General features: G+C 50.4%; 11 protein-coding genes. 2 read left to right on the forward strand and 9 right to left on the reverse strand.

The window, feature by feature from the left end; translation table 11 throughout:
* The coding region (gene rlmE, locus BZG79_RS04935) for a 23S rRNA (uridine(2552)-2'-O)-methyltransferase RlmE (RefSeq protein ID WP_077773857.1) at positions 1-625 on the reverse strand (625 nt) is incomplete at its 3' end.
* A 207-nt stretch (positions 626-832) separates the two neighbouring features.
* Between rlmE and yhbY the strand changes: the two genes are divergently transcribed.
* Positions 833-1,129 (forward strand): ribosome assembly RNA-binding protein YhbY, encoded by a 297-nt coding sequence (gene yhbY, locus BZG79_RS04940; RefSeq protein ID WP_021023292.1) that lies wholly within the window; start codon positions 833-835, stop codon positions 1,127-1,129.
* 115 nt (positions 1,130-1,244) lie between these two features.
* On the opposite strand, the gene greA is transcribed toward yhbY, so the two are convergent.
* A complete protein-coding gene (greA, locus tag BZG79_RS04945) occupies positions 1,245-1,718 on the reverse strand; it encodes a transcription elongation factor GreA (protein ID WP_021023293.1) in 474 nt (157 codons plus the stop codon).
* A 267-nt stretch (positions 1,719-1,985) separates the two neighbouring features.
* Between greA and dacB the strand changes: the two genes are divergently transcribed.
* Positions 1,986-3,464: a D-alanyl-D-alanine carboxypeptidase/D-alanyl-D-alanine-endopeptidase gene (dacB, locus tag BZG79_RS04950; RefSeq protein ID WP_077773858.1), complete on the forward strand. Its 1,479-nt coding sequence runs from the start codon at positions 1,986-1,988 to the stop codon at positions 3,462-3,464.
* A 65-nt stretch (positions 3,465-3,529) separates the two neighbouring features.
* Here the strand turns inward: dacB and carB are convergent, their stop codons facing one another.
* The 7 genes from carB to ileS all read right to left on the reverse strand — a co-directional run.
* A complete protein-coding gene (carB, locus tag BZG79_RS04955; RefSeq protein WP_077773859.1) occupies positions 3,530-6,757 on the reverse strand; it encodes a carbamoyl-phosphate synthase large subunit in 3,228 nt (1,075 codons plus the stop codon).
* 15 nt (positions 6,758-6,772) lie between these two features.
* Entirely contained in the window at positions 6,773-7,912 is a 1,140-nt protein-coding gene (gene carA / locus BZG79_RS04960; RefSeq protein ID WP_028569659.1) for a glutamine-hydrolyzing carbamoyl-phosphate synthase small subunit, read from the reverse strand.
* Positions 7,913-8,378: 466 nt separating this feature from the next.
* Positions 8,379-9,182: a 4-hydroxy-tetrahydrodipicolinate reductase gene (gene dapB / locus BZG79_RS04965; protein WP_077773860.1), complete on the reverse strand. Its 804-nt coding sequence runs from the start codon at positions 9,180-9,182 to the stop codon at positions 8,379-8,381.
* Positions 9,183-9,318: 136 nt separating this feature from the next.
* Positions 9,319-10,263: a 4-hydroxy-3-methylbut-2-enyl diphosphate reductase gene (ispH, locus tag BZG79_RS04970; RefSeq protein ID WP_077677186.1), complete on the reverse strand. Its 945-nt coding sequence runs from the start codon at positions 10,261-10,263 to the stop codon at positions 9,319-9,321.
* 9 nt (positions 10,264-10,272) lie between these two features.
* Positions 10,273-10,704, reverse strand: coding sequence for an FKBP-type peptidyl-prolyl cis-trans isomerase (gene fkpB, locus BZG79_RS04975; RefSeq protein WP_077669400.1), 432 nt, complete (start codon positions 10,702-10,704; stop codon positions 10,273-10,275).
* A 43-nt stretch (positions 10,705-10,747) separates the two neighbouring features.
* Entirely contained in the window at positions 10,748-11,257 is a 510-nt protein-coding gene (gene lspA, locus BZG79_RS04980) for a signal peptidase II (protein ID WP_021023300.1), read from the reverse strand.
* The coding region (gene ileS, locus BZG79_RS04985) for an isoleucine--tRNA ligase (protein ID WP_077773861.1) at positions 11,257-13,977 on the reverse strand (2,721 nt) is incomplete at its 5' end. The genes lspA and ileS, both read right to left, overlap by 1 nt.

Consider the following 13,977-nt stretch of genomic DNA (forward strand, 5'->3'; position numbering starts at 1 on the left):
GTTTATAACCTGTAGCCACAATGTAGACCTCTCGCGACCGTGCGCGGGATGAGTCGGGTTTACGAATTTTGACCGCTGTAAACATTTTACGGACTTCGGCCAGATAATGATCAAAGCCTTCTCCTTGAAATACTTTTACCACGAAGCAGCCTTTGGGGCCTAACACTTCCCGGCACATATCCAACGCCAGCTCCACCAAATACATCGCACGCGGTTGGTCTGCCGCCTGGTTGCCACTCATGTTCGGCGCCATGTCAGACATCACCACGTCAACCATGTCAGGTTGTATACGATCAATAAGGGCATCAAGAACGGTTTGTTCACGAAAATCGCCTTGGAGAAAGCTGACGCCTGGCATCGAATCCATCGGTAAGATATCGCACGCGATCACTTGGCCTTCATCGCCGACTTGCGTCGCCGCATACTGCGACCATCCGCCAGGCGCGGCCCCTAAATCGACCACTGTCATACCGGGCTTTAAGATGCGATCTTTTTGCTGGATTTCTTCCAGTTTAAAGATAGCGCGTGAGCGATAACCTTTTTTTTGCGCTTCGTGCACATACTTATCGTCAAAGTGTTCTTTCAACCAACGTCCTGAGCTAGCTGAATGCTTTTTGTTCGCCATGTTGTTCCTAACCAAACCCTATTGTTGGCAACGCATTATCATAAAATTCAATCGATTGCGCACTGAATGTTATTATTAAAGGTAGCTCAAAAGCGGCTATCTAGATAATTCGGTTGCCATGGAGCGTCTTTATACTGTTTCAGTTTGTGATGAGATGGCGTTAGAATGGCATGTTTTCAACCCCTAGCAAATAGAAATCGAGCCAACATGAAACTCAGCACCAAACAAAAACAGTATCTCAAAGGACTGGCTCACCAGCTTAAGCCTGTAGTCTTAATGGGCGCCAATGGCTTAACCGAAGCCGTGGTCGCTGAAATTGAGCTTGCGCTTGACCACCATGAATTGATCAAAGTGAAAGTCGCATCAGAAGACCGCGAGACCAAAAACCTGATTGTCGACGCTATCATTCGTGAAACTGGCGCCGAAAAAGTGCAGGTTATCGGCAAAACACTGGTGATTTACCGTCAAAGCGAAGAGCGTAAAATCACATTACCACGCAAATAGTTTGGGTGGCCTTAGTGGTTTGCCGCACTTGCGCTGAAGCATAACAAAAAAGGCCGCGTCGCGGCCTTTTTACTGTTGAAAACTCAGCGAAAAGTTACATCTCGTAACACTTTACTTAGACGTAATCGACGCTGCCAATCTCAAATTCTTTCACACCACCCGGTGTGGTGATGCTCACTTCTTCGCCTTCTTCTTTACCAATTAAGCCTCGGGCAATCGGTGAGTTCACTGAAATAAGGTTGGCTTTAATGTCCGCCTCATCATCACCCACGATACGATAGGTCAGTTCTTCGTCGGTATTGATGTCAATCACAGTCACGGTAGCACCAAAAATCACTTTGCCATTATTCGGCATTTTGGTGACATCAATCACTTGAGCGACCGATAGTTTGTATTCAATATCGCGAATTTGCGCTTCACAAATCCCCTGCTCTTCTCGCGCAGCATGATATTCCGCGTTTTCTTTTAAATCACCCAGCTCACGCGCCTCTGCAATGGCGTTAGAGATCTCTGGGCGGCGTTTGGTCAACTTGTCCAGCTCTTCTCGTAGCAGCTGCTCGCCGCGTACGGTCATTGGCACTTTATCCATAAATGACATTACCTCTTTCAATCCACAGCAAAGGGATTTTGGCAAAACAAAGCCACGCCCAAACAAAAATTTGGGCGCGGCGGAATTCAACGCTTTTTTTCGATTGTAAACAAGAATTGGCGCAAAATCATCTCTGATCCGGCAATAGCGTGACCGACCAGCCGGTGATTGTCCAGCAGATGAGGTGTATCAGGCCTGCGTGCGGCTTGTCTTCAAGGCTGGACAGGGTAGGATAAACACGATGCAATAACACAAAGGCTCTCACTCATGATTCGCGCTCTTTTTCGCTGCCTAGCACCGATACGTTGCCTAGCGGTTATTTTCTGCCTCGCACTTAGCGTATTGTTCACGACATCACTAGCTTATGCATCGAATCAGCTGACGATTGAACAGCTGACCCCTTTATTGCCCAAAGGCAGTCAGGCCGCCTTGTGGGTCAGCGATCCCCAACACACACAACCGCAGCTTAGTCAGCAAGTGGATGCATTGCTTCCCCCTGCGAGTACACAAAAGCTACTCACCGGGCTCGCCGCTCGCCTTTATTTACCGAGTACCTTCCGTTTTTCGACACGGCTGGTACAAGCTGGCGATGACATCGCGCTTATTTTTAATGGCGATCCCTTATTAACTCGCAAAGATATTCGTCAGCTACTTAGTCAACTGCCTCGTCGAGGGCTGGATAATATCAATCATCTTTACCTGGACGGCCAAGCCTTCGCCGGTCGCTCTCGCGCCCCCGGATGGCCTTGGGATATTCTCGCCGTCTGTTACAGCGCTCCCTCAACCGCAATAACACTGGATCATAATTGTGTGCAGGGGGCAATATACAGCCAGCCCGATCAAGTACAAACACGCGTTCATGTTCCTCGTCATCAGCCAATTTCAGTGACTAGCGACGCCCTTACGGTGACAGAAGAACAGCAAACAGCGCGTCACTGCGGGCTTGATTTAACCGCCACCGCGGATAATCAGTACCACTTTTCTGGCTGTCTTGCCCACCGGGACAGGCCACTGCCATTAAATTTTGCGGTTCAAACCCCTTCCGCCTATGTGAAAGCCATTGTTGCCGATGAGCTCGCACGATTGAATGTGCACCTCAATGGTCAAATTCTGGTCGCACCGGCTCCTAGCCAACATCGTGAACTTGCCCGCCATCACTCTGTCCCGTTACCGTCACTGCTGACCACCATGCTGCGAGACTCAGACAACTTGATTGCGGATAACCTTTTGAAAGCGCTCGGGCGGCGCTATTTTCAGCTGCCGGGATCTTACCGCAATGGCGTCGCGGCAGTTAAAGCCATCTTGCAAAAGGCAGGGATCGACCTATCCCGCGCGATCWTAGTGGATGGATCCGGTTTATCCCGAAACAACCGTTTAAGCGCGCGCCAGTTGGCCAGTGTTCTTCACTATATCTCGACGCACCCTGAGCTGGGACTGATTGAGATGCTCCCCACGGCAGGCATGGATGGCACACTTAAGTATCGGCAAAGTGTCCGACACGCGCCGATTAAAGGGCGATTAAAAGCCAAGAGCGGCTCGCTTTATGGCAGTTTTAACTTGGCCGGTTTACTAGAGGATGACACCGGGCAGGCGCATATTGTGGTGCAGTTAGTCAGTCATTATCACCCGGATGAAGACGCGTTACCTGACAATGTACCCGCACCGATCACCCAATTTGAACGTGAGTTTTATCACGCATTGATCCGTGGCCAGCTCGTACCTGCTTTCGCTCGCGCTCAGCCATGAACGCGCGATAAGAAAGACCCGCCAAAAAGGCGGGTCTGATGGCTGCTTATTGACGTCTCATCGGGTTAAGACTTGGTCAGTACTCGTGCGTGCAGCGATTGCACCGGATTCACTTTGGTGGTGTCGGCCGCCGTTAACGCCATGCACGTGGCGAAGGCCGCATTCAGTGTGGTGGTATAATTGACCTTGGCGGCCAGCGCACCACGACGTAAGACTTTTGAATCTTCAATCGCTTGGCGCCCCTCGGTGGTATTGACAATATAGCTATACTCACCGTTTTTGATGCGGTCAAGAATGTGCGGACGTCCTTCGTGCACTTTGTTGACAAGGCGCGGATTGATCCCCGCTTCTCCCAGAATAACGGCAGTGCCGTGGGTGGCATCAAGCTCAAAGCCAAGTTTCAGCAGCTTCGCGGCCAGGTCGACCACGCGCTGCTTATCGTTATTGCGAACCGACAACAAGGCTCGCCCGCTTTCGCTATAGGCTTTGCCACAGGCTAAATCCGCTTTAGCAAACGCTTCAGCAAAGGTATCGCCCACACCCATCACTTCACCGGTTGAGCGCATTTCTGGCCCAAGCAAAGGATCCACGCCTGGGAACTTATTAAACGGGAGTACCACCTCTTTCACGGAATAGTAAGGTGGAATCACTTCGTTCACGAACCCTTGCTCGGCAAGTGATTGTCCTGCCATGACGCGAGCAGCAATTTTCGCCAGCGGCACTCCTGTCGCTTTAGACACAAATGGAACCGTTCGTGCAGCCCGCGGGTTTACTTCAATCAGATAAATTTCATCATCTTTCACCGCAAACTGGGTATTCACCAAGCCGCGTACACCAAGCTCTAAGGCTAATTTACGTACTTGTTCACGCATCCGATCTTGAACGTCATCGCTCAACGTATACGCTGGTAGTGAACACGCCGAATCGCCCGAGTGCACTCCCGCTTGCTCAATGTGCTCCATAATGCCACCAATGACAACGATGTCACCGTCACACACGGCATCAATATCTACTTCGGTCGCGTCATCAAGGAAGTGATCGAGCAAGACGGGAGATTCATGCGACACACTCACGGCCTCATTAAAGTAGCGACGCAAATCCGTTTCGTCATACACGATTTCCATCGCCCGCCCCCCAAGCACATAAGACGGACGCACCACTAGCGGGTAGCCAATCTCTTTCGCTTTTTCCACCGCCTGCTCTAATGCCGTCACGGTGGCGTTGGCAGGTTGTTTCAGCCCTAGGCGCTCTACCGCATCTTGGAAACGTTCACGGTCTTCCGCGCGGTCAATTGCATCAGGACTGGTACCAATGATCGGCACCCCAGCCGCTTCTAGCGCTCGAGCCAGTTTAAGTGGGGTTTGGCCACCATACTGAACAATTACCCCTTCAGGGTTTTCGACCCGAACAATCGCCAACACATCTTCCAAGGTCACCGGCTCAAAGTAGAGGCGATCGGAAGTATCATAGTCGGTAGAGACGGTTTCAGGGTTACAGTTCACCATGATGGTCTCATAGCCGTCTTCGCGCAGCGCTAACGAAGCATGGACGCAGCAATAATCAAACTCGATGCCCTGTCCGATACGGTTCGGCCCACCACCGATAACCATGATTTTCTTTTTATCGGTTGGTTGCGATTCACATTCATCATCATAGCTTGAGTACATGTACGCGGTATCAGAGGAAAACTCAGCTGCGCACGTATCAACGCGTTTGTAGACCGGATGGATGTTGAATTTATCCCGTAGTTTGCGCACTTCAATTTCAGACACCCCGAGAAGATTCGCCAAGCGCACATCGGAAAAACCTTTACGCTTTAATTGGCGCAGTGCGACCGCATTAAGGCCAGCAAACCCATTATCTCGGACTTGTTGTTCATGTTTGACGATGTCTTCGATTTGCACCAAGAACCAGCGATCAATATTGGTGAGGTTGAAAACCCCATCGACCGACATGCCTGCACGGAAGGCATCCGCGACATACCAAATCCGCTCGGCGCCCGGCTCTTTCAGCTCATGGCGAATACGCGTCAATGCGGTATCGTCATCCAGGTTGACCATCTCATCAAAACCAGACGCGCCGGTTTCTAGACCGCGTAATGCTTTCTGTAACGATTCTTGTTGGTTACGGCCAATGGCCATCACCTCGCCCACGGATTTCATCTGGGTCGTCAGTCTATCATTGGCGCCAGCAAATTTTTCAAAATTAAAGCGTGGGATTTTCGTGACCACGTAATCAATGGTCGGCTCAAATGAAGCCGGTGTGGCACCGCCGGTAATATCATTCATCAGCTCATCAAGGGTAAAGCCAACCGCTAATTTGGCCGCTACTTTGGCAATCGGGAAACCGGTTGCTTTTGATGCTAAGGCTGATGAACGCGAGACGCGCGGGTTCATTTCAATGATCACCATGCGCCCATTATTAGGGTTGATCCCAAACTGAACGTTCGACCCACCGGTTTCGACACCGATTTCACGCAGCACAGCCACGGAGGCATTGCGCATCAATTGGTATTCTTTATCGGTCAATGTTTGAGCGGGCGCGACGGTGATCGAATCACCAGTGTGGACACCCATCGCATCGACGTTTTCAATCGAGCAGACAATGATGCAGTTATCGTTTTTATCCCGCACCACTTCCATTTCGTACTCTTTCCWACCAATCAAGGATTCATCAWTCAACAGCTCGTTGGTTGGCGACAAATCCAGACCTCGCTCGCAAATGTCTTTAAATTCTTCTTGGTTGTAGGCAATACCGCCACCAGTGCCGCCCATGGTAAATGAAGGGCGGATAATACAAGGGAAACCCACTTCATCGAGTACCTTGTGAGCCTCATCCATACTATGGGCAATGCCCGCACGCGGACACTCAAGGTTAATGCTGCGCATCGCTTCATCAAAACGGTGTCGGTCTTCCGCTTTATCAATGGCGTCGGCTGTTGCACCAATCATCTCTACGCCAAATTCCGCCAGTACGCCGTGACGCTCGAGATCAAGTGCACAGTTTAATCCCGTTTGACCGCCCATGGTCGGTAACACCGCATCGGGGCGCTCTTTCTCAATAATATGTTTCACTACCTGCCACTGAATCGGCTCGATATAGGTCGCATCGGCCATTTCGGGATCAGTCATGATAGTCGCTGGGTTCGAGTTCACGAGAATAACCCGGTACCCCTCTTCGCGTAGCGCTTTACACGCTTGTGCCCCTGAGTAGTCAAATTCACAGGCTTGGCCGATGACAATCGGGCCTGCGCCCAGGATTAGAATGCTTTTTATGTCTGTGCGTTTTGGCATGCTCAACGACTCCGATTAGGCGCGATGTTGTTTGATAAGGTCGATAAAATGGTCAAAAAGAGGCGCCGCATCATGCGGTCCTGGACTTGCCTCTGGGTGGCCTTGGAAGCTAAAGGCGGGTTTTTCAATATGATGAATGCCTTGTAAGCTGCCATCGAACAAAGACACATGGGTCGCCCGCAATGTGTCTGGCAAGCTATCTTTATCGGCCGCAAAGCCATGGTTTTGGCTGGTGATCATCACCACGTCTCGGTCTAAATCTTTCACCGGGTGATTGGCACCATGATGGCCAAATTTCATTTTCACCGTCTTAGCACCGCTCGCCAGTGCTAAAATTTGGTGGCCCAAGCAAATACCAAATAAAGGCACGCCTTTCGCTAAGAAGGTTTGCGTCGCCGCAATCGCGTAGTCACACGGGGCTGGATCGCCAGGACCGTTGGATAGGAAGACTCCATCCGGATTCATCGCCAGCACCTCGTCTGCGGGTGTGGTGGCAGGCACCACCGTCAAACGACAGCCACGGTCAACCAGCATACGTAAAATGTTACGTTTGGCACCAAAGTCATACGCCACTACGTGATAAGGCAATTCACTATCAGGTAAAGCATCGGGTAAGCCTTGATGAAGTTGCCAAGAGCCTTGTGTCCAGCTGTAGCTTTCCTGAGTGGTCACTTCTTTGGCGAGATCCATGCCCTTGAGGCCAGGAAAATCTTGCGCGTTAACCAAAGCCAATGCTTCATCCACGCTGTCGCCAGCGACAATGCAACCATTTTGCGCCCCTTTTTCACGCAACAAACGGGTGAGCTTACGCGTATCAATGTCGGCAATGCCAACAATGTTGTGTTGCTTGAGGTAATCAGAAAGGGATTGTTGATTGCGGAAGTTGCTAGCTAAGAGAGGGAGATCACGAATCACGAGGCCTTGAGCGTGAACTTGGGAGGATTCTTCGTCTTCGGTGTTGGTGCCGGTGTTGCCAATGTGGGGATAAGTAAGAGTGACTATTTGACGGGAATAAGAGGGGTCGGTGACAATTTCTTGATACCCCGTCATCGAGGTATTGAAAACCACTTCTCCCACCGCGGAGCCATCCGCGCCGATCGGGGTACCGTGGAACACTGTCCCATCTTCTAGGACTAAGAGCGCAAACTTGCTCAAGACAACCTCCAGTTTATATAAAAATGCACTTTTAACGACTAACGTTGCATTTACGTATTCCATCTAAGATCAAAACCCGCGTCAAGCTGAATTTTGACAAATTGCGCGCATTCTAGGGATGCATGGAGAAGCTGTCAATCAAACCCGCGTTTTTTTGTTTTCTTTATTCACCACTCAATAGATTTCCTTATCTAAGCCGCCATAAAACACAGCTTAAATCGACTTTACGGTACAAAAAACACCCAAATCACTGCCAGCATCATTACGTAAGACACAATATCTGTCTAAAAAAATAAAAGCTCATTAGCAAACGTTTACCTTTACTTTTAACACCTGATAAATACAGTCTCGTGCAAAAATAGCGATATGAGCCCAGTAAAAAATAGATAAAGCTGGAGGAGTAACACAAACAGAGAGGGCGTTTTACGTATAAGCAAAAAACATCGCGCCGAAGCGCGATGAATAGTTATTTTAAATCGAGGACATCTTGCATGGTATAAAAACCCGACGGGTGCTGATTGAGCCAAACCGCTGCACGGACCGCGCCTTTGGCAAAGGTATTACGGTTTGAGGCCTTGTGCGTGATCTCAACACGCTCACCGATATCGGCAAACATCGCAGTATGTTCGCCAACAATGTCACCGGCACGAAGGGTGGCAAAACCAATCTCGTCTTTGCTGCGCTCGCCCGTATTCCCTTCTCGCGCATAGACAGCCACATCGCTGAGGTTGTTACCCATTGCCCCTGCAATCGCTTCGCCCATACCTAGCGCTGTGCCTGAAGGGGCATCCACTTTATGGCGGTGGTGGGCTTCAACAATTTCAATATCGCATTCCTCCCCCATCACTTTGGCGGCTTGCTCGAGCAACTTAARCACTAGGTTCACCCCCACACTGTAGTTGGGCGCCATGACTAAGGCAGTTGACTCAGCGGCCTCATGAATGACTTGTTTTTGCGCCTCGTCAAACCCGGTGGTGCCAATGACTAATTGTTTACCTTGTTGTTGGCATAACGCCAAATGCGCCATCGTGGCCGATGGTGCGGTAAAGTCGATAATCACGTCGAAGTCATCACTGACATTAGCAAGGTCGTCCACCACGTTAACCCCTAAACGGCCAATTCCTGCCAACTCACCCGCATCTGTGCCTACTAGGCTAGATTCAGGGCGCTCACTCGCCGCGCCCAATGTTGCGCCCGAGTATTGTGCAACCGCTTGAATAAGGTTGCGGCCCATTCGTCCAGCCGCGCCTGCAATGGCAATACGTACCATGATTTTCCCCTTTGTCACTTTGCCAGCAAATTGGCTCCTTGATCGTAACTGACCACTCTAGCGCGTTCCCTGGCACTTGTATATTGGCGAAAAAAAGGGAAGCTTTCGCTTCCCGTTTTGGTCTGGATCATCACGGTTAAGTGACCTCACGAATTTGTAATTCCTTCGGCACTTCAAAGAACATGTTTTCTTCTCGTCCAGAGAGATTTTCAACCTCTGTGGCACCAAGCTGCTTGATGCGCTCGATAATATGATCCACCAGCTCTTCAGGCGCCGATGCTCCTGCCGTGATCCCAACGGTATGCTTGCCGTCTAACCAAGCGGGGGCAATGTCTTGTGCTGTATCAACCAAATACCCAGGCGTACCTAGCTTTTCAGAAAGCTCACGGAGGCGATTTGAATTTGAGCTATTTTTCGATCCAACGACAATCATCACATCACAGCTTTGCGCAAGATCGCGTACCGCATCTTGGCGGTTCTGTGTGGCATAACAAATATCATCTTTGCGCGGGCCTTGGATATTGGGAAATACCTGCCGCAAGGTATCAATCACATCTGCCGTTTCATCCACAGACAGTGTAGTTTGACTGACATAGTGTAGGTTATCTGGATCGTTGACCTTGAGGGTATAGACATCGTCTGGGGTTTCGACCAAATACATGCCACCCGTTTCGCTGGCGTATTGACCCATGGTGCCTTCCACTTCTGGGTGGCCCGCATGGCCTATCAGCACCACTTCCATGTTTTTGCGGCTTGCGCGCGCCACTTCCATATGGACCTTGGTCACCAATGGACAGGTGGCATCAAACACGGTCAATTGACGTGATTTCGCCTCGTTCCGCACCGCTTGTGATACACCGTGTGCAGAGAAGATCACAATACTGTCGTCAGGCACTTCGCTGATCTGCTCAACAAAAATCGCCCCACGCTGCTTTAACCCTTCCACGACGAAACGGTTGTGCACCACTTCATGACGCACATAAATCGGCGGTTGATAGATTTCTAACGCTCGTTCAACAATACTGATTGCACGATCGACGCCCGCACAAAAGCCACGGGGATTGGCAAGTAGGATCTTCATGACTACGCCTTATTGCACACTTATAATTTCAACGTCAAAAATGACGGTTTTACCCGCCAAAGGATGATTAAAGTCAACGGTGACTGAGTCGCCAGAGACCGCGGTAATAATCCCCGGAATTTCTTGCCCTTGAGGACCACTAAACGCAATGATCGCACCTTCTTCGGCGGGTGTTTCTCCTCCGAAATGGCGGCGATCCATATAATGAATATTATCAGGGTTTGGCTGCCCAAAGGCATCTTCAGGCGCTAAGGTAAAGCTACTCGAGGCGCCTTCTTTTAAGCCCAGTAAGCAGTTTTCAAAGTTTTCGGTCAGACTGCCGTCTCCCATCACCAATTTCGCAGGCTTCCCCGCATTATGGGTGGTATCGGCCACCGAGCCATCTTCAAGCTTGATGGTAAAATGCATAATCACTTCGCTAGCGGCGCTGATCGCTTTCATGATTCATCCTTTTTGAAAGTCGGAGTGTGCAGATAGATACGCATTATCCCTGCTTGGTCGATGACGCGTCCTGACGAAAACTTTCCAGAATTACCAACGCCGCCCCCAAACAAATCGCGGAATCCGCCAAGTTAAACGCCGGCCAATGCGACGTGCCAATGTAAAAATCTAAAAAGTCGATGACATAACCATGAACAAGCCGATCAAATAAATTACCCAATGCGCCGCCGATGATCATCGCATAGGCAATATTGATCAGCCGTTGGCTTGCTGGGGTGGTCCGCATCCAATAAGCCAGTAATCCACTGACTCCTAGTGCAATCACGCTAAATAGCCAACGCTGCCAGCCTCCAGCATCACTCAAAAAACTAAAGGCTGCGCCATGGTTATGCACGTAGGTAAGATTAAAAAAAGGCAATAGTTCAATGCGGTTAGCAAACCCGTATTCCATGGTTTGCATCACCAGCCACTTACTACCAATATCGAGCGCAAACACCAGAGGCGCCAGCCAAAGCCAGCGCCATCCTGATTGCGAGAGGGAAAGAGTCTGCATCACGCAAATTGGCGAGTTTCGCCTTCTCCTGCAATGTTGGTCACACAACGGCCACAGATCTCTTCATGGCCAGCAATGGTGCCCACGTCGGCGACGTGATGCCAGCAACGTTCGCACTTCGCCGCACTTGAAGCCGTCACCTCAACAGCAAGGCCTTCAACATCCGTTTTCGTCGCAGATATTGGGGCTTCACCGGCGACCACAGTTGCTTTTGACGTTAACAGCACAAAGCGAAGTTCATCGCCCATTAAGCGCAGTTTTTCGGCAAAATCGGCGGGCGCATACAGGGTCACTTCGGCTTCTAGTGAGCCACCAATGACTTTTTCGTTACGGGCCTGTTCAAGCGTTTTATTGACCGCATCGCGTACGTTTAACAATTTCGCCCAGAACGCCTGATTAAGGGCAGCACTGTCTTCTAGATCAAATAGGCAGTCATACCAGACATCGGTAAAGACAAACTTGCTACGCTCACCCGGCATTTCATTCCAAATTTCATCCGCCGTGAACGACATAATAGGAGCCATCCAACGGACCAAGGCTTCGACAATGTGGAACAGTGCCGTTTGGCAGCTTCGGTGCGCATGGCTGCCGGCTTTCGCGGTGTATTGGCGATCCTTAATAATATCGAGATAAAAAGAGCCCATCTCAATCGAGCAGAACTGCATCAAGCGTTGCGTGACTTGGTGGAAATTACAGGCTTCAAATGCTTCTGTAATTTCTTGCTGTGCCGCCAACGCACGTCCCACCGCCCAACGATCAACCGCGACCAAATCGTCTGGGGCAACCAAGTCGGTTTTAGGATCAAAGCCATGTAGGTTCGCCAGCAAGAAACGCGAGGTGTTGCGGATACGACGATACGCATCGGCGCTGCGTTTTAGGATCTCATCCGAGACGGTGATCTCACCGGTGTAATCGGTTGATGCCACCCATAAACGCAAAATATCGGCACCCAGCTTGTTCATCACGTCTYGCGGCGCGATGGTGTTCCCCAAAGATTTCGACATCTTGCGGCCTTTGCCGTCAACGGTGAAACCATGAGTCAGCACTTTTCGATACGGGGCTTTCTCTTTGATGGCGACCGAGGTCATTAACGATGATTGGAACCAACCACGGTGCTGATCCGACCCTTCGAGGTACATGTCAGCTTCTTGGCCGTTGAACTCGTTACGCTGGTTAACCACCGCATAGTGCGTCGCGCCTGAATCAAACCATACATCGAGCGTATCCAGCACTTTCTCGTACTGATCTGCTTCATCGCCAAGCAGTTCGTTAAGATCCAAATCCCACCACGCTTGAATGCCCGATTGCTCTACCCGCTGTGCAACCTGCTCAATCAGGTTAATCGTATCGGGGTGAAGCTCTGACGTTTCTTTGTGAACGAACAAGGCAATGGGTACGCCCCAGGTACGCTGACGAGAAATACACCAGTCTGGACGGCCTTCAACCATGGATTCAATGCGGCTTTGCCCCCAGTCAGGGATCCATTCAACGTTTTTGATCTCTTGTAAGGCTTTATCTCGCAGACCGGCTTTATCCATGCCGATAAACCACTGTGGCGTCGCTCGGAAAATAATCGGCGTTTTGTGGCGCCAGCAGTGCGGATAGCTGTGTTCATAGGCATGATGATGCAGCAGCGCGCCATGCGTTTTAAGCGTCTCAATGACATTATCATTGGCTTTAAACACGTGCTGACCGGCAAACAGTGGTGTATCAGGTAAATACACACCATTGCTCCCCACAGGATTGGCCACTTCTAGGTCGTATTTTTTCCCCACCACGAAGTCTTCTTGTCCGTGTCCAGGCGCAGTGTGGACAACCCCCGTACCCGACTCAGTTGTCACGTGATCGCCAAGGATCACCGGCACGTCAAAATCATAAAATGGGTGTTGAACACGTTGCAGCTCTAACGCTTCACCTTTACAAAAACCAAGGTTGTGATAGTGCTCGATACCAGCACGATCCATGACGTCTTTGGCCAACTCTGCCGCCAGAATTAAGCGCTGTGGCTGCTCGCCTTCGACTTGCACCAGCACATATTCCAGATCCGCGGACACAGCAACGGCGCGGTTAGCCGGCAGAGTCCAAGGCGTCGTCGTCCAGATCACCGCCGAAACAGGCCCTTCGCCTTGATGCTCACCAGCAAGGGTAAAGGTGTTCACGAGCGCCTGCTCATCGACCGCACGGAACATGACGTCAATCGATGGAGACGTCTTGTCTTGATACTCGACTTCGGCTTCGGCAAGGGCTGAACCACAATCCGTACACCAGTGAACCGGTTTAAACCCTTTGTGCAAGTGGCCATTCCCAGCAATCTTACCCAAGGCACGGATGATGCTGGCCTCAGTTTTAAAATCCATGGTGAGATAGGGTTTATCCCACTCACCTAACACGCCAAGACGTTTGAAGTCGGCTTTTTGACCTTCCACTTGCTTGGCCGCGTATTCACGACATTTTTCACGGAACTCGGCGGTGGAGATTTTCTGACCCGGCTTGCCCACTTTTTTCTCTACCATCAATTCGATAGGTAGACCGTGGCAGTCCCAGCCAGGGACATACGGTGCGTCATAGTCCGCCAGCGTTTTCGATTTAATAATAATGTCTTTGAGAATTTTATTAACAGAGTGACCAATATGAATATTGCCGTTCGCGTACGGAGGGCCGTCGTGCAAAATAAATGTTTTTTTGCCGTGCTTCGCTTGACGGATTGCACCGTAAAGATC

It is taken from the genome of Salinivibrio sp. MA427 (assembly GCF_001996115.1).
GTDB classification, from domain to species: domain Bacteria; phylum Pseudomonadota; class Gammaproteobacteria; order Enterobacterales; family Vibrionaceae; genus Salinivibrio; species Salinivibrio costicola.